Source organism: Novosphingobium sp. CF614 (assembly GCF_900113255.1).
Classification (GTDB): Bacteria; Pseudomonadota; Alphaproteobacteria; order Sphingomonadales; family Sphingomonadaceae; genus Novosphingobium.
This window is the reverse complement of sequence record NZ_FOOR01000037.1, coordinates 1-15,752: the sequence shown is the minus strand read 5'-3', so window position 1 is coordinate 15,752 and position 15,752 is coordinate 1. Positions and strand designations below refer to the sequence as shown.

16 protein-coding genes and 1 pseudogene are annotated in these 15,752 nt (G+C 61.0%); 10 read left to right on the top strand and 7 right to left on the bottom strand.

Annotated elements, in window-relative coordinates:
* Positions 1-199: 199 nt before the first annotated feature.
* A complete protein-coding gene (locus tag BM052_RS18620; RefSeq protein WP_091149326.1) occupies positions 200-1,525 on the bottom strand; it encodes a sigma-54-dependent transcriptional regulator in 1,326 nt (441 codons plus the stop codon).
* The gene (locus BM052_RS18615; RefSeq protein ID WP_091149325.1) at positions 1,522-3,225 is read right to left on the bottom strand and encodes a sensor histidine kinase; all 1,704 of its coding nucleotides are present in this window, start codon (positions 3,223-3,225) and stop codon (positions 1,522-1,524) included. The genes BM052_RS18620 and BM052_RS18615 overlap by 4 nt, the downstream gene beginning before the upstream one ends.
* Positions 3,226-3,411: 186 nt before the next feature.
* On the opposite strand from BM052_RS18615, the gene BM052_RS18610 reads away from it, so the two are divergent.
* The 3 genes from BM052_RS18610 to BM052_RS18600 are packed head-to-tail and all read left to right on the top strand — an operon-like array spanning position 3,412 to position 5,435.
* The gene (locus tag BM052_RS18610; protein ID WP_091149323.1) at positions 3,412-3,738 is read left to right on the top strand and encodes a hypothetical protein; all 327 of its coding nucleotides are present in this window, start codon (positions 3,412-3,414) and stop codon (positions 3,736-3,738) included.
* A gap of 10 nt (positions 3,739-3,748) precedes the next feature.
* The gene (locus BM052_RS18605) at positions 3,749-4,969 is read left to right on the top strand and encodes an SDR family oxidoreductase (protein ID WP_091149322.1); all 1,221 of its coding nucleotides are present in this window, start codon (positions 3,749-3,751) and stop codon (positions 4,967-4,969) included.
* Positions 4,962-5,435 carry a DUF2269 family protein gene (locus BM052_RS18600; RefSeq protein WP_091149320.1) on the top strand — a complete coding sequence of 158 codons (474 nt, stop codon included), beginning with the start codon at positions 4,962-4,964 and terminating at the stop codon, positions 5,433-5,435. Before BM052_RS18605 ends, BM052_RS18600 begins: the two co-directional genes overlap by 8 nt.
* A 138-nt stretch (positions 5,436-5,573) precedes the next feature.
* Here BM052_RS18600 and BM052_RS18595 read toward each other — a convergent pair whose 3' ends face one another.
* A complete protein-coding gene (locus tag BM052_RS18595) occupies positions 5,574-6,104 on the bottom strand; it encodes a hypothetical protein (RefSeq protein ID WP_143084909.1) in 531 nt (176 codons plus the stop codon).
* Positions 6,105-6,405: 301 nt separating this feature from the next.
* On the opposite strand from BM052_RS18595, the gene BM052_RS18590 reads away from it, so the two are divergent.
* From BM052_RS18590 to BM052_RS20490, 3 genes are read left to right on the top strand one after another with little or no spacing between them, the layout of a single operon-like run.
* Positions 6,406-6,723 carry a type 1 periplasmic-binding domain-containing protein gene (locus tag BM052_RS18590; protein ID WP_091149317.1) on the top strand — a complete coding sequence of 106 codons (318 nt, stop codon included), beginning with the start codon at positions 6,406-6,408 and terminating at the stop codon, positions 6,721-6,723.
* Positions 6,698-6,943 (top strand): type 1 periplasmic-binding domain-containing protein, encoded by a 246-nt coding sequence (locus tag BM052_RS20055; protein ID WP_177198566.1) that lies wholly within the window; start codon positions 6,698-6,700, stop codon positions 6,941-6,943. The genes BM052_RS18590 and BM052_RS20055 overlap by 26 nt, the downstream gene beginning before the upstream one ends.
* A gap of 11 nt (positions 6,944-6,954) precedes the next feature.
* On the top strand, positions 6,955-7,092 hold the full coding sequence (locus tag BM052_RS20490) for a substrate-binding domain-containing protein (RefSeq protein WP_177198565.1): 138 nt from the start codon (positions 6,955-6,957) through the stop codon (positions 7,090-7,092).
* A 239-nt stretch (positions 7,093-7,331) separates the two neighbouring features.
* Here BM052_RS20490 and BM052_RS18580 read toward each other — a convergent pair whose 3' ends face one another.
* Positions 7,332-8,441, bottom strand: coding sequence for an oxidoreductase (locus tag BM052_RS18580; protein WP_091149313.1), 1,110 nt, complete (start codon positions 8,439-8,441; stop codon positions 7,332-7,334).
* A 238-nt stretch (positions 8,442-8,679) separates the two neighbouring features.
* On the bottom strand, positions 8,680-9,957 hold the full coding sequence (gene gluP / locus BM052_RS18575) for a glucose/galactose MFS transporter (RefSeq protein ID WP_091149311.1): 1,278 nt from the start codon (positions 9,955-9,957) through the stop codon (positions 8,680-8,682).
* 593 nt (positions 9,958-10,550) lie between these two features.
* Here gluP and BM052_RS18570 point away from each other — a divergent pair.
* The 4 genes and pseudogenes from BM052_RS18570 to BM052_RS18555 form a co-directional block, all read left to right on the top strand.
* The gene (locus BM052_RS18570; protein WP_091149309.1) at positions 10,551-10,967 is read left to right on the top strand and encodes a hypothetical protein; all 417 of its coding nucleotides are present in this window, start codon (positions 10,551-10,553) and stop codon (positions 10,965-10,967) included.
* A gap of 6 nt (positions 10,968-10,973) precedes the next feature.
* On the top strand, positions 10,974-12,563 hold the full coding sequence (locus BM052_RS18565; protein WP_091149307.1) for a relaxase/mobilization nuclease domain-containing protein: 1,590 nt from the start codon (positions 10,974-10,976) through the stop codon (positions 12,561-12,563).
* Positions 12,564-12,579: 16 nt separating this feature from the next.
* Positions 12,580-13,464: an IS66 family transposase gene (locus tag BM052_RS18560; protein ID WP_091149306.1), complete on the top strand. Its 885-nt coding sequence runs from the start codon at positions 12,580-12,582 to the stop codon at positions 13,462-13,464.
* A gap of 58 nt (positions 13,465-13,522) precedes the next feature.
* A pseudogene (locus BM052_RS18555) lies at positions 13,523-13,954 on the top strand (Fic family protein); the annotation flags it as partial.
* 68 nt (positions 13,955-14,022) lie between these two features.
* Here BM052_RS18555 and BM052_RS19705 read toward each other — a convergent pair.
* Both BM052_RS19705 and BM052_RS18550 read right to left on the bottom strand, forming a co-directional pair.
* Entirely contained in the window at positions 14,023-14,850 is an 828-nt protein-coding gene (locus tag BM052_RS19705; protein ID WP_143084908.1) for a hypothetical protein, read from the bottom strand.
* A gap of 205 nt (positions 14,851-15,055) precedes the next feature.
* On the bottom strand, positions 15,056-15,752 hold a 697-nt coding region (locus BM052_RS18550; protein WP_143084907.1), incomplete at its 5' end, for an aminoacyl-tRNA deacylase.

The window sequence follows — 15,752 nt, the reverse complement described above, 5'->3', positions numbered from 1 at the left end:
ACCTCACAATCTCATGACGACGCCGTCTCGCCCAAAGCCTTGCAAATACGGCGCGACCTCACCCCAAGCACCCCTCCCGCGAAGCGGGTTCGTCCAAGTCCCAAGCCCTGTCGATCTCAGGTCTCGCCGTCGATGTGAAAGAGCGACAGATATCAATCGTCTGATGCAGGGGCGGGAATGGAAGACATAAAGGCGGTAATCATCGCAATCCCATCCGGTCCATTTTCTTTAGCAGCCCGGCACGCGATAAGCCAAGTTCGCGCGCGCTGTGAGTGTGGTTGTGACCGGTCCGCTCCAGCGCTTCCACAATGCGCTTGCGCTCCAGAGCTATAACTTCCTCCTCTAGAGTCTGCGTTTGGAGCAGGGCATGAACTGGTTCGCCTGCGCCGGTGGCAAAGGTCATATCGTGCACGTTAATGGCTGACCCCTCCGCCAGAGCGGCCGCGCATTCCACCGCCGCGCGCAATTCGCGCACATTGCCAGGCCACGGGCGCTGGGTGATCCACGCCAGGGCTTCGGGCGCAAATCGGCTGCGAGTGGAAACACGGCGCAGGAAAATTTTTGCCAAAAGTGCCTTGTCCGGCCCTCTCTCGTCTAGCCTTGGCGTGTTCAGCACCAGGCCTTTTAGCCGGTAATAGAGGTCCTCGCGGAACGAACCTTCGGCTACGGCGGCGCTGAGATCGCGGTGGGTGGCGGCAACGATGCGCACATCGGCGTGGCGCATTTCACGCGCTCCCACTGGCTGATAAGTGCCATCTGCAAGAAAACGCAGCAGCTTGACCTGCATGGCAGTCGGCATCTCGCCAATCTCGTCAAGGAACAGCGTGCCGCCATGCGCCACCTCGACCAGACCTGCGCGGTCGGCATGGGCGCCCGTGAAGCTGCCCTTGAGGTGCCCGAACAGTTCGCTTTCCAGCAAGTCTGCCGGAACCGCCCCGCAATGCACCGGCACCAGCGGACCCTTGGTACGGTGCGAGGCGGCGTGGACCGCGCGCGCCACGAGTTCCTTGCCCGTGCCACTGGGGCCCAATACCATCACTGGCAGACTCGTGGGTGCTACCCGGCGGATCAGCGCACGCAAAGCCACCATCGGCGGGGACTGCCCGATCAGGCCCATGTCCTCGCTGGCCTCGTCGCGAGCGCGCAGCGCGGCCAGTTCTTGCGCCAGCCTTGCCCGTTCCACCGCACGGGCGACGACGACCTTGAGCAGATCGGGATCGACAGGCTTGGCGAGGAAGTCCCACGCCCCGGCCTCGATGGCCTGCATCGCCAGCGCCTGATCGGCATGGCCGGTCATCACCACCACCGGCGCGGGAGTAAACGTGGAGATTAGAGCGATCCCTCCCTGTGGATCATGATGCGGCGGCATGGCCAGATCGAGTAGCACGACATTGGGCCTGTGATGTGCAAAGGCGGCACGTGCGGCATCGCCATCGCCTACCGCGATCACCTCATGCCCCTGCGCGCGCAGCCAGCCTGCGGTCAGGCGCTGGAAGGCGGGTTCATCATCGGCCAGAAGGATCATGGGTTTTCCCCGAAAGTCAGGCGGAAACAGGTGGACCACCCCTCGCGCTGGGCAAGCGACACGGTGCCGCCATGCGCCTCCATGATGCGGCGTGTAATGGCAAGGCCAAGGCCCGTGCCGCCGGGGCGCCGAGAAACGAAGGGCTTGAACAGGCTGTCGGCTATCTCCGGCGCAATGCCGGGGCCATTGTCGCAGATGTCGATGGTGCGCCCATTGGTAATAATCATGCAATCGCCGCCCATCGCCTTGGCATTGTCCATCAGATTGGCGAGGGCGCGGCGCAATGCGGCGGGATCGGCGTTGAGCATCAAGCCCTCAGGCACCTCCACAGGTACGCCAAATCCGGCCAGATAGGACGCCAGTTCGATGGGGCGCTGCGCAATCGTCCAAGCCCGCGCATAGTCCAGAATATCGGTGACGAGCGCGTTCATGCGCCCCACCTGCTCGTCAATCTCGGCGCGCACTTCGAACGAGGCGCCGGTGGCAGCCATTTGCACAATGCCCAGGGGGTTGCGCAGATCATGCGCAATCGTCGCCGCCAGCGCGCCCAGTTCGGCAAGGCGGGCCTCGCGTTCCGCCTCCACCATGCGGCGAGCGCTAGCGAGGCGGCGGGCGGCTTCCTCGACCAGCATGGCGATGCGCGCGGCCGTGTGGCGCAGGACGAAGGGGGCGTTCTCCCAGCCGGTCAGCGTAACGGTTTCTCCTGCAATCGCCAGTCCCGGACCATCAAATCCAAGGCCCAAATGCTGGCGCAGCATGGCGTTGGCCAATTCGCCAAGCGCCCGCTCGTCTGCCGCCTGCGCCAAGGCATCGCGCCATGGCTCAACATCCAGCTTGGCACCGGGAAAGACCAGTCGGTCGGTTAGGCGCTTGAGTGGCGCCATTACCACCAGCCCCAGCGCCATCGCGCCAGCCAGCGCCGCCCATGTCGCCAAAAATCCTTCTGGCCGTCCGGCCAGGGCCAGTGGCAAGGTCGCTATCAGCGCCGCTGCTCCTCCAGCGCCCGCCAGCAGCAGCATCCACACCAGCCCCCGACGCGCCCATACATCCGCCACCATGAAACGATGCCGCAGCACCGCATAGACCAGCGCGACAGAATAAAGTGGCAGTGCCAGCACCGGCCAGGGATAGGCCTCGATCCCTAGCGCGGGAAAGGCAAAGCCGGTGAGCGCGAGCAGGCCAATCCCGCTCGACACGAACACGGCGCCTGCCTGATCGCGATGTAGTCCGCTCTGCTGGCGCCACGTTTGGAACAGGCGCAGATGCCCCGCCACCGACAGTGCCGCCGTAACAGTCAACACGCCCCAGCCCACCAACGAGGGCGCAAAAGTTCCGGCAAAGCCATGCCAAGGCATGACCCGCCCCACGCCCAGCACGAGGCCCGCAAGCGCGGCCACACTGGCCACACCGTAGCTGGCCCATGCCACCGGACGCAGCGCACCGCACAGCGCAAAGGCAAAGACCAGATGCACGAAGGCGGCCGCCGGTAAGGGTGAAAGTGCGATCACTGTCAGCGTGAAGGAGGCCGCCTTTGCGCCCAGCATTGCTGGCGCGGCCATGGCCAAACTCCACAGTGCAACCCCGCACAGGAACACCGCCAGCGTCCACGCGCCCGGCAGGCCGCGTGCCTTGGCCGCTACAAAGCCTGCCAGCAAAGAGCTGGCCAGCGCAGTCAGGCCCAGCGCGCCGATATAGGCCATGATGCCAAGAGCTGTATCCATTGTTGACAGCATATCATGCGTTTCCGTTTACGTCGTTAACATTCAGGCGGCCGCTTCGCAGCCGAGAGCCGCGGTTTTCCGGCAATCTTCGCAATTGGCATGCCAGTTGCGAAGCAAGGGACACGACGCGGTCATCCCGACTGCCCTTGTGAAAGGAGCCAAGCCATGCTGATCCCGATTGCCGCCTTGCTGCTCACCTATGCTGTCACGCTGGCGCTGGCGGGGCTGGCCGCCTTCGTATTGCGCCGCCCGCTTTCAATCCTGTTGTCTGAATTGTGCGGAACTGAAGAGCGATCCTCGTTCTGGACGGTGTGGTCGATGGTGATGATGATAGCGCTGCCGCTGCTGTTCGTCTCGATGGCGCGGATTGCCACGGATCCCACCGAACTGATCCAGGGCACGGTGGCGGCTACTCTGGCGGGCATCCTGATGGCGATGGCCGGCATGGGGCTGGCCGTGTGGCGCCGCGTGCCGCAGTCCAACATTAATTGAGGAGGCCGCGATGCGTGTGATGATCGTGGGCGGCGGCTTTATCGGCGGACATCTGGCCGGACGGCTGCGCGCCGAAGGCTGCGAGGTGATGATCGCCGGGAGGCGCGGACGTGATATCGCCTGTGATCTGACCCGTGAAGATGACGCCATCTGGGCAGAGCGTCTCCAGGGCTATGACGCTCTGGTGAACTGTGCAGGCGCGCTGGCTGCGGGGGCCGATTACGATGGTTTGCACACGCGCGGCGCCATTGCCCTGTTCGACGGCGCCGCGCAGGCCGGAGTGGGACGCGTGATCCAGATCTCCGCGCTGGGCGCGGAGGATGGCACTACCGCTTACCATTGCAGCAAGCGCGCGGCAGACGAACATCTGACTACCTTGGGGCTGGGCTGGGCGATCGTGCGCCCCTCGCTGGTGGTAGGGCGCGGCGGGGGCAGCACGGCGCTGTTCAGTGCTTTGGCAGTCTTACCGGTGATACCGGATATCGGCGGCAGCCCGGTCGCTCCCATCGCCATCGACGATCTTGTTGAAGCGGTTTGGCGCTTGCTGCGGCGCCCCTTGCCCATGGCTGTGGTGGTGGATGCAGTCGGACCCGAAAAGATGCGGATCGTGGACCTGATCAGCATTTTGCGACGCTGGCAGGGGCTTGGCGTGGCGCACAGGCTGCTGGTGCCGCGCTGGATCCTTCGTACGGTCGCCAGGCTCGGCATTGGGCTGATGACGCACGAGAGCCTGGCAATGTTGGAGGCGGGCAATTCAGCGCCGGTCGAGCCTTTCGTAGCCACACTTGGTTTCACGCCGCAGCCTGTCGCGCAAGCTTTGGCCCGTCACCCAGCAACGCCGAGCGATACGCTTGCGGCACGCCTGTTGCCACTTGCGCCCGCGTTGCGGGGCTTGCTAGCGGCAGTGTGGCTGGCTGGCGGGTTGGTGCCACTGTTGCTCACCCCCATGACCCAGAACATCCAATTGCTCGCTCGGCTTGGGCTGGCGGGCACTGGGGCAGTGGGCACCGTTTGGGCCGGATCGCTGGCAGATATCGCAATAGGCTTGGCGCTGCTCCTGCACTGGCGCGGGGCCGCCCTGGCAGGTGTGGTGCTGATGAGCGTCTACAGCCTGATCCTCTTCGCCATTGCGCCAGAACTCTTAGCCGATCCCTTTGGCGCCTTGGTCAAAAATCTCGCGGTTCTCGGCCTGTCTTTGACCGTTCATGCGATGGAGAAGCCCCATGCATGATTATCTGCTCCTCAAGACAGTCCATATCCTTAGCTCCACCCTGTTGTTCGGCACAGGGCTTGGCACCGCCTTCCATGGCTGGATGGCCAATCGCTCGGGCGTGCTGGTGGCTCGTCGGGTGGTCAATCGCAACGTGGAGCTGGCTGATTGGCTGTTCACCACACCCGCGGTAATCGTGCAGCCGGTAACGGGGGTTTGGTTGGCGAACCTGGCCGGTTACCCACTGACAACGCCGTGGTTGATGGCTGCCATTGTGCTCTACGTCCTTGTGGGAGCCTGCTGGCTGCCGGTGGTGGCGATCCAGATCCGGATGCGCCGCATCGCCGAGGCTACCCCTGACGGCGCAGATCTGCCCAGACACTATCACCGCCTCGCGCGCTGGTGGTTCGCACTTGGATGGCCGGCCTTTATCGGAGTCATCATCATTTTCTGGCTAATGGTTGCCAAACCGGAGCTTGCATTGTGACCGAACCGCTATTCCGCCATCTGCAGGAATGGCTTGCCAACGTTCTCGACCGCATCGGCAAAGGGCCCCTATCAACCGGATCGCTGAACTGTTGCCCTGGAACTGGGCTCTCCCGCAACAATAACCGTTGAACGCCGGTCACATGGCAATAAAGCGTTCCAAGCGTCTTTCGACAGAACTTTGCATCTCGGTACTCTTGCCGTGAAAGACCGACCCGGCGTCTGCGATGGGAAAGGCAACACTCACCCCGAATGCAGCCAGTGGGCTTGGCATTTCCCAATGTTCGTTGCTCTGCTGCCGGGGCGACAATTTTCCTGCCAATTCGAGATGAAAAATTCCATCGCCGATTTCAGTGTGAGCGCGCATTTGAAGCTCAGTCACGGCGTGCTCTCGAAACCCGTCGTACTCATAATTCGCCAAGCCATCGCACTCAGTCAATTGGCCAAGATAAGGGCCGTCAAAGTTGAAGGTCGACGTCCTCCCACCGAAGCACTCTAACAAAAGAGGGGCCGCCAGAAAGAGGTGCAGGTGAGCACCGTGTTCGAAACCTGGTGCTCCCCCCTCCAACCTACGGATCACCAGACTGGATGATAGAAAGCTTATCGAACCACCAGTATGACCGAGGGCAGGCCGTTCTGGAACCGTCACTACGAGATTGTCGATTTTCATTAGCGCTCCAAGTCGCACAGACCTGTACCCTATGATAGATTCGAAGGGTGAGCAAAGGCGCCAAAGCGCCCCCCGTTGTCCATCATAACGGGAGAGATCGAACGCTTACCGGGATCGAATCGAAGTGCGCGGGTAAGGCCGTAGCTCAGGCCACCGTCCATGCGACTGGGATGACGGCTGCAGGCGTCGGCCGGATGCGCCTGCGCTTCCGATCGGGTGAACACCGCGATCGCGGAACTCGGCTATCGGCAGAGCTTCGCCGCGCGCGCTCTCGCGGGTTGGCCGATCGTTCGTCATCGGCGTGCTGTTCGACAATCCCAGCCCGCATTATATCATAAAGATCCAGGAAGGAATCTATGCCGCCTGCAAGGGTGCCGGCTACCAATTCGTGATCGAACATGTCAGCATCAACTGTGGCGAAGTTACTGCCGATATCGATCGCATGCTCATCAATCGGCGCCTGGATGGGCTTGTCCTGACTCCGCCAGTCATCGATTGCAGACCTGCATTGTCCGCTATCGAAGCGCACAATATTCGCTATGTACGCATATCGCCGGGCGAATTTCCGGCCCGTTCGTCGTCGGTCAACACCAATGACGAAGTCGGTCAGCACCAATGACGAAGCTGCCGTCGACGATATGGTCAACCATCTCCGGGAACTCGGCCATTGCAAGTTTGGCCTCGTCAACGGCCCCGCGACGCACGCGGTGGTCCATCGGCGCCGCAAGGGCTTTCTCTCGGCCCTGGCGAAGAGCGGGATGGATGTCACCGCGGTCCAGGAAGCGCGGCCGGTGCGTTCACCTTCCAGTCCGGCATTCAGGCCGGCCTTGATCTCCTGAAACGCGACGCATTGCCGACAGCGATCTTCGCAACCAACGATGACATGGTTGCCGGCGTCTTCGCGGCGTCGGCCCAGTTGGGCATACACATACCAAGTCAGCTCTCCGTCACCGGTTTCGACGACAGCTGGATCGCTGAAAACGTCTGACCCAGCCTGACGACCATTAATCAACCTATCGCCGAAATGGCGGAAGCCGCCGCCGACATGTTGATCGCCGGAGGTGGCGGATCATCCGATCCTGTCATGGCGCATCAGGCATGCCGCTTCGTCCTTCGTCAATCCACCGGCCCCGCCAGGGGATGAAGGGGAACAGTGGAGGGGCTTCCTTATGCTCGGCCCCAAAACGACTTCCACCAAGTCTCCCGAAGCGAGGCTTCATCTTCCGGTCAGGTCCATGAGGCGCGCTCCTGGTCGGATAAATCGGGGGCGATCGCTCGACCCCGGCGGGCGGACTCGATGGCCGCTTCCATGATCGACATCACTGCCAGCGCCTCAAGCGGCGGAACGGGATTGACGGGCCGGCCTGCCAGCGCTGCCGCGATCGCGGCATAGTAGCGTCGCTGATCGCCTGGCAGGGACGGCCTGGAACGCGCGGCACCGGTTTCGTCGTAGATCAGCAGTCCGTCGGTATCTTCGCCCCAGCCCGGTGCACCGGGCTTGATGCCGTCGAGCAGCTGCTGCTCCTGGGGATCAGCCAGTCGCTTGACCAGGCTCCCCTTGTCGCCGTGCACGATGAAACGGGGCGAACCGCCGGCGACGAGCATACTGGCGTGGAGGATCACGCGGCGCGGGCCGTAGTCGAGCAGGACATGCGCCCAATCGTCCGCCTGCGCGCCTTTGCGCTGCAAGGCAAGCAAGGCGTGAACGCTGACCGGCAGTCCGAACAGCTGCAAGGCCTGGTCGACCAGATGCGGCCCCAGATCGAACCAGACCCCGCTGCCTGGCCCGCCACTTTCACGCCAGCGAGCCCTGACCTCGGGCCGGAACCGGTCGATATGCGATTCGAAATGCGCGACAGTACCGACAAGGCCATCCGCGATCGCGGCCTTCACGCTGAGAAAATCGCTGTCCCACCGGCGATTGTGGAACACTGACAGCAGGCGTTGGTGCTCATCGGCCAGCGCAATCAGTTCGCGCGCTTCCGCCATATCGAGCGTGAAGGGCTTGTCGACGACGACATGCTTGCCCGCCCGCAAGGCCGCTCTGGCAAGTGGTGCGTGACTGTCGTTGGGCGAAGCGATGACGACGAGATCGATTTCATCGGACGTCGCGACCGCGAATGGATCGCCGTCAACCCTGGCGTGGGGCAGATCCGCAATCACCTTCGCGCGGTCGCTGGAGAAGACAGTCGTGAGCGTGAGGCCGAATTCGGCGGCAATCAAGGGCGCGTGAAACGTCTTCGCCGCGAAGCCATAGCCGATAAGACCGACCCGAAAGGGCGGATGCCGCGCAACCCCTTGGGAATCGAGCGATAATGACGGATCGGCGTAATGCAACGGTCTGGCCTTCTGGCAAACCAACAGACAGCGCTATTTATTCTGGATAGGCTCGCACCGAGCGCCATGTCAAACGGAGCGATGATGCCAAGTGTCTTGGGCGAGAATCATTCATGCCCTTTGTTGTTGCGAACCGACGAAGGGAAGGGGAGTTCCGATCAATGAGATTTGGTATTGCCGTCGAGCGCCGAGGAACGCGGCGCGGACATCGGGAGGGGGCCGCGCCGCGAAAATCGCGTTAATGAACCGTCGCGACCGAAGCCTCGCTCTCGTCACGCACTATGCTGGCGCGTCCGGCCGCGACGGCGAAGCCGCATAGCAGCGTGTAGCAGAGCATCGGCACGATGAACGAGGCGACATAGCCGTGCGCGTCGGAGATCGCGCCCGCCAGCAGCGGCAGGAAGGCTCCGCCGACGATCGCGGTGCACAGGAATCCCGAGGTTGCCTCGTCCCCCGCCGTCGAACGCTCGAGCGTCAGGGTGAAGATCGTCGGGAACATTATCGAGTTGAACAGCCCGACTAGTATCGCGGCATAACCGCCACCGACACCCCCGACGATGAAGACGACGAGGCACAGGATTGCGGCGGCGCAAGTCGCGAAAGCGAGCAGGCGATAGGCGGGAATACGCATCAGCAGCGCGCTGCCCGCGAACCGCCCGACCATGGCACCCAGCCAGTAGAGGCTGACATAATAGCCGGCGTTTTGCAGCGAAACGTCCCAAACCGCCGGATCGTGGAGGAACAGCGCCATCTGTGTGCCGATCGATACCTCGGCGCCGACATAAAGGAAAATGGCAAGCCCGCCGAGCATCGCCCAGCGCGATCCCAACGCCTTGCCCAAAGTCGAAGTGAAGCCCGCCACGGGCGATGAGGCCGGTGCCGCGGCTTCGATCCGTTTCCGCATCGCCCAGATGAACAGGATCAGTGCGACAATCAATCCGGCGATGAGCAGGAAGGCGGTATCGATCGACCGCAGCGCATTTTCGCGCGCGGCGGAATCGAGCAGGGCGCCGGGCTTGGCTTCAAGTCCACGCAACAACAACCCGGCGCCGAGCAGGGGCCCCAGCACCGTGCCGAGCGAATTGAAAGCCTGGCTGAGGGTCAGTCGGAGATGGCTGCGTTCGGGCGGGCCGAGCGCGGCCGCCAGCGGGTTGGCGGCAACCTGCAGGATGGTAATGCCGCTCGCGAGAACGAACAGGCCGATCAGCACGCCCTCATAAGCGGAGGAATTGCTGGCGGCGAGGATGATAAGGCATGCCGCGACCATCATCACCAACGCCGTTACGACGCTGCGTATCGCGCGCAGGCGGGCAACGAACACCGCGGCTGGGATCGAGACGAGCCCATAGGCGATGAAGAATGCGAACGCCGAAAGCTGTGCCTCGACATTGCTCAGGCTGAAAATGCTTTTCACCGCGGCGACCAGTGGATCGACCAGCGAAGTGATAAATCCCCAGGCAAAGAAGAGCGCCGTGACGGAGGCGAATGCGCTCGTAGCGCGGCGAGTTTGGGTCATGCCTCTCCTTACTTCATCAAGTCATTACGCGTGCACGGGAGCGCGGCGATCACCGTCACGGATGACGCAGCGAACCCCCATGTGCGAGGTTGCAGGGGCCACCGGCAGCGCCCAGCCGAGCGATAGCGTTGGCAATAGTTCGGAGCCACAAGTACGGCGATCCGCCGGATCGTGGCCCTAGGCATGTCCTGCCGCGAGGTGCCACGGCTTTTCGGGTCGCCCACGTTCTCCGCAGGATCGTCATAAGCGGTCATTCGTCTTCATCGCAAGTATGGTGATACATGCCACCGCTCGGCGGTCGCTTTCCAAAGCTTCGCGCGGTCAACCGCACATCGGCGAAACGACCGCGGGGTTCGGTAGGGCCAGTTTGAGGGCCTCTACGGGCGAGAATGCGAACCAGCGTTCATCTCGCCCTGGCCTCCCCCCGAAATATCCTTGCCGTTCAAGGAGTGGGGTCAAATCTCTGACCGAGAAGCAGTGATGGCGGAGAGTCCGGGAGACTCTCTAAACTCTGTCTTCGATACTCTGGCAGATTGGGAGAGCCAGCTCAAGGCCCTGAAAAGGGATGATAATGCGCCGGGAGGACCATCGCTATGACGGTCCAGCTCCATTCTCATTTTGCCGAAGCCGCCAAGCCCGCGCTACCACCAAGAAGGAAGCCGCCGCGCCCGATCTCAGTTCGCGTCACGCATCAGGAACGGGCGGAACTGGAACGCGAGGCGGGCGAGAAGACGCTGAGCGCATATGTGCGCTCGGTGCTCTTCGACACTCCCGGCAGGCGCAGGAAACATAGCAAGCCGCCCGACATCGACCGTGTAGCGCTTGCGAGGGTTCTCGCTCTGCTCGGTCATCTGGGCATTGCGCCCGATCTCAAGGTCATCGCTGAGTCCGCGCGCAGGGGCACGCTTGAATGCAGCCCCGAGCTACTGATCGAATTGGAACAGGCTTGCCGAAACATCATGCTCATGCGCGCCGACCTGATCCGGGCGCTCGGGATCAAGGCGGAGTGATCTCCCATGATCCTGGTCGGCAATCAGCGCGGCGGCGCGAAGAATCTGGGGCTCCACCTGCTCAAGGAGGAGAACGATCATGTCGAGGTGTATGAACTGCGCGGCTTCGCGTCCGACAACCTGCACTCCGCGCTCAACGAGACTTATGCGATCAGCCGGGGAACGCAGTGCAAGCAATTTCTCTACTCGCTCAGCATCAACCCGCCGCCCGATGCCGATGTCAGCACGGATGATTTCGAGGACGCGATCAACCGCGCCGAACTCAAACTCGGCCTGACCGGGCAACCGCGCGCCATCGTGTTTCACGAGAAGGCCGGGACGGATGGGCTGCCGCGCCGTCATGCCCATGCGGTGTGGAGCCGGATCATCGCCGACGAAATGAAGGCGGTGCAGATGTCGCACGATCACCGCAAGCTCACCGAGCTGTCCCGCGAGCTGTATCTCGATCACGGCTGGAAGATGCCGCGCGGGCTGATGGTGAGCGAGGAACGCGATCCTCGCCAGTTCACGATGGAGGAATGGCAGCAGGCCAAGCGCGCGAAAGTGGACGCTCGCGAAATAAAGGCCGCGCTCAAGGATTGCTGGGCGGTTAGCGACTCGCGCGCAGCGTTCATGGCGGCGCTGGAATCGCGCGGCTTCAAGCTCGCGCGCGGCGACCGGCGCGGTTTCGTCGCGGTCGACATGAGCGGCGAGCCATATGCGGTCGCCAAATGGGTTGAGATCAGGACCAAGGAAGTCCGCGCCCGGCTCGGCGAGCTGAATGAGGACTTTCCCTCGGTCGAACAGCGTAAACACGAATTTGCGCAGCAGATTTCGCAGCGCTTGAGCGAACTGCACCGCGAGGAAGAGCGGAAGGAAGCCGAGGAACGCCAGCGCCAGGAAGCCGAACGCCGGGCGCTAGTCGAGCGCCAGCGTATCGAGCGCGCCGAGCAGGCCACCGCGCTCAAAGCGCGGCAGGACAGCGAAATTGCCGAGCGGCAGGACCGCTTCAAGCGCGGTCTTCGCGGGCTGCTCGACCGCATCACGGGACGGCACGGGCGCATCCGCGAACAGAATATCGCCGAAACGGAAGCGGCCATGCAACGCGACCGCGCGGAGAAGGACGCGGTCGTTTTCCGCCAGCTTGGCGAGCGCCGCACGCTGGATGAACAGCGGCGCGCTGCGCTTGAGCAAATGCAGGAACGCCAGCGCGAATTGCAGGCCGACATACAGCAGCATCAACCGCCGCCAGCGGAGCAGGCGCGCGTCGTTACGCCTCGTCCCCGCTTGACCCACTGCCCGCACTGCGGGACATACCACCCACCCGGGTCACTTCTCGATGGAAATCCCGGGTCAACTCTCAGCGGAAATCAACATCGTCCCGAAGTCAAGGAACAGGAACCTGCCCGCGCACCGCCTCAGCCGATGCCAGCCCCGGCGGTTGCACCGCCGCAGCCTGAGCCAGTGCCAGCGATCACACCGCCGCCAGAACCATCCGTTCAGGCCAACAACGAACAGGTTGCCCGTGACGCGCGGCGCGATGCCTTCATTGAGCATCGGCAGGAACAGGCTACGCAGCAGCCAACGCATGATCGCGGCCCAAGCATTAGCCGCTAACACCTAGTGGGAAAGCTTGGCGCTTACCCCGTTTGGCAGGCGCATCCACGCACTGGCGCTCTATCTGAAGTCGAACCAGCTATTTTCCTACCAGCGATTGCAGGGCCTATTTGCCGATCTGTTCGGACTGGATGTCAGCCAGGGCGCGCTGATGAACATGTTCAAGCGCGCCGCGCCGATCTTTGCCGCCAGGCGCGACGATGCGCTTGTGGCCTTGCGCCGCGCGCAGGTTGTAGCGTGCGATGAGACGGGGATGCGGATCGAGGGGTGCAACGGCTATCAATGGGTGTTCTGCGCGAGCGATGCCATCGTTCATACCGCCGCGTTCAGCCGTGCCGCCCAGGTTGTGCGCGACACGATGGGCGGGCATCAGCCTGACGTGTGGGTATCGGATCGCTATACCGGCCAGCAAGGACATGGGCTGCACCACCAGACCTGCCTTGCCCATCTCGACCGCAAGGCGCGCTTCGTCGAACGGCATGGCAGCGACTTTATCGGCATGCGGCTCAAACTCTGGTTCGATCGCGCCTTTGCGCTTGCGCGCGCCATCACCACGCTTGCCGCCGCCACGGTGAAAAGCCGAAGGCGTGCATTGCTACGCGACCTCGATGCCATCCTCGCCACCGCCACCGACTGCGAACTGGCGCAGGAACTGCTCGGCCAAATCGGACGCGCGCGAAACCAATTGCTCACTTTCTGCGACTTCCCCGGCAAGGTCGATGCCACCAACAACGTCAGCGAGCGGGCGCTGAGACCCAGCGTCATCCAGCGCAAGGTCACCAATGGCTACCGCGCCAAATGGGCTGCCGATGCCGAAGCCGATCTGCGCACAACCGTCGATACCGCGCGGCTGTCCGGGGCCAATCCCTTCCACACCATCCTTGGCGCCGTCTCCGCCTGATCCCTCAATGCAGGGCGTGGGTAATTACTCCAGAATGCATCAGTGATCGTTCTTCCTTGAAATTCATCCGTTCCAGGACGGCAACGGGCGCTTATCCCGCGTGCTGACAACGCTCCTGCTGCTCCGTAGCGGCTATGCCTATGTTCCGTACAGCTCGCTGGAAAGCGTGATCGAGCAAAGCAAGGAAGGATACTATCTCGCCCTGCGCCGCACCCAGGGCACGATCCGCAATGACGCGCCGGATTGGGAGCCTTGGACAGTTTATTTCCTGCGCGCGCTCCAGCAGCAGAAGGCCCGGCTCGAGAAGAAAATCGAGCGCGAGCGCATCGTCATGGACCGACTGCCTGAACTCTCGGTCAAAATCCTGCAACTGGCGAAAGAGCACGGGAAAATGACGGTCGGCCTGATCGTCAGTATGACCGACGCGAACCGCAACACTGTTGAAAGCGCTGGTTTCGGCCAACCACCTCAAACAACATGGCGTGGGTAAGGGGACGCGGTACGAAGTTGTATGATAATCGAGGTCCATTTGCAGACGTTCAGCTAATTGAAATTGTCTCAGCGCACTATCCGGAAAAACCTTCGCAGCAACCCCTTCCGCAGGGAACTATCTTCGTTGCGACGAGAGATCGAAGAACTTTCATTTCGTGGACCAACCTCATCGCGAAGGGCATTTATTGATATACTTTTACGGCCTGCCAAAATCGCGAAATAAAGGCTTCTGAAATTATTAATTAACCTCGGGTCACTTGAACGAAAAACCTCGCTGTCTTGCTCACGTTCATGAAGCTCCCATCCAAAAAAAACCTCGCTTCTCCCCGTGGACTTCCTTCTGATTATCACGAAATTTACCGTAGGCAGAGGGTCTACCCGATATATCTTAAAGTCCGCCTTTACTTTATCGGTATTTATCTCCTTAAGTCTCATGACATAATTATCAAGATGTCCCCCTACGACGTCTATCCACTTTATATTTGGATTGCAAAGCATCCTTTCGTACGCAGCGGCAATATTCTTTGCTCCAGAATCATAACTCAGTTCCACTGACTGCGCCGTATTTATATAGGTATTAATCACCTCCTCTACGTCGTCGACCAACCCAACAAAGACATCTCTCGCCACGGAGCCCCTTCCGACGGACTCCAAGTGTATATCACTGCTGATCGCTGCCTGAATACGCAGCACCATTTCTTCGCGCTCTTGCAAGCTCTCCTCCCGCGCAAACATATTCGAGAACAGCCCACCACAAACGTAGATTAGCAAAGCGACAGCCAGCGATTCACCTCCTATATGCCCTTCTCTGAATACTTCAAATAAAACTGGACAAGCGCTCAGCACTATGGTAGCCATCTCAGCTTTAACCGACGTTCTTTTTAGGAGCTTCATGTCAATTCCATCGAATAATACGAGTCTCAGAGTATCATTTTCCGTGTATATGTTTGCCGCTGTTGTTACCGATATCGCAACGATCGAGCCAGATTTAACAAATAAGATGGTCGCTTATGCAACGGGCGATCAACAAGCCAATAAAGTTCCGCCCCTTGCACGGCCTTGCGGCCCCACACCACCTGACTAACGCTCGCCTCATTCGCTAGATGCGCTCGAAGGTCTGAAACAAGTGATCAGCGGACGTAGCAGGGATGCACAAGGAATGCAGATGCGAGCCGCTTCCAAAAACAACACGCTCCCAAGATTGGAAATCTACATCCAATAAAATCCGCCTCATTCGCGGATGCCTAATACCGAAAGGACTAACACCTCCCAGTGGAAAGCCGAGCTGGAATAGCGCTTCTCTGTCGGCTCTCTCTATCTTATTCCGACTTACGTCGATGTATCCAGCTAAGTCCGATTCGTTTACTCGCATATCCCAGGGAAGAGCTACTAAAACAAAATCTCGTTCATCAATGGGTTTGTTTCGCGCTTTCTGATTTCCCACATGAAACACCACAGACTTAAGAAATAATGTTCCTATTTCATCGATCTCCTTAGTGGCTATTATATCTGAACGAGCTTCCTTGGCGCTAAAAACGGGGCCGTGGTCTATAACATCGTAGTGAACGTGAGCCTCGGAAATCTCTCGCCTCACCATATCCACTCTTAGATCGGCACCGGGGAGTTTTTTGCATACCAAGGTGACGTAGTATCCGTATTTATTAAATCCCAAAGGTAATCCCCCGGCTATGCCGGGGAGAGCATCATAGTTTGACGTATCCGGGAACCCATCGCGACATTTGCTTTCGTGAGCCGCCAAGCACACGAAAGGAATGTCACGATGAGCGAGTACCAGA

What these genes read in the sequence shown, in the direction of transcription:
- BM052_RS18620 (WP_091149326.1), bottom strand. Translation starts at nt 1,525, where the DNA reads ATGATCCTTCTGGCCGATGATGAACCCGCCTTCCAGCGCCTGACCGCA.
- BM052_RS18615 (WP_091149325.1), bottom strand. Translation starts at nt 3,225, where the DNA reads ATGGCCTATATCGGCGCGCTGGGCCTGACTGCGCTGGCCAGCTCTTTG.
- BM052_RS18610 (WP_091149323.1), top strand. Translation starts at nt 3,412, where the DNA reads ATGCTGATCCCGATTGCCGCCTTGCTGCTCACCTATGCTGTCACGCTG.
- BM052_RS18605 (WP_091149322.1), top strand. Translation starts at nt 3,749, where the DNA reads ATGCGTGTGATGATCGTGGGCGGCGGCTTTATCGGCGGACATCTGGCC.
- BM052_RS18600 (WP_091149320.1), top strand. Translation starts at nt 4,962, where the DNA reads ATGCATGATTATCTGCTCCTCAAGACAGTCCATATCCTTAGCTCCACC.
- BM052_RS18595 (WP_143084909.1), bottom strand. Translation starts at nt 6,104, where the DNA reads ATGAAAATCGACAATCTCGTAGTGACGGTTCCAGAACGGCCTGCCCTC.
- BM052_RS20055 (WP_177198566.1), top strand. Translation starts at nt 6,698, where the DNA reads ATGACGAAGTCGGTCAGCACCAATGACGAAGCTGCCGTCGACGATATG.
- gluP (WP_091149311.1), bottom strand. Translation starts at nt 9,957, where the DNA reads ATGACCCAAACTCGCCGCGCTACGAGCGCATTCGCCTCCGTCACGGCG.
- BM052_RS18570 (WP_091149309.1), top strand. Translation starts at nt 10,551, where the DNA reads ATGACGGTCCAGCTCCATTCTCATTTTGCCGAAGCCGCCAAGCCCGCG.
- BM052_RS18565 (WP_091149307.1), top strand. Translation starts at nt 10,974, where the DNA reads ATGATCCTGGTCGGCAATCAGCGCGGCGGCGCGAAGAATCTGGGGCTC.
- BM052_RS19705 (WP_143084908.1), bottom strand. Translation starts at nt 14,850, where the DNA reads ATGAAGCTCCTAAAAAGAACGTCGGTTAAAGCTGAGATGGCTACCATA.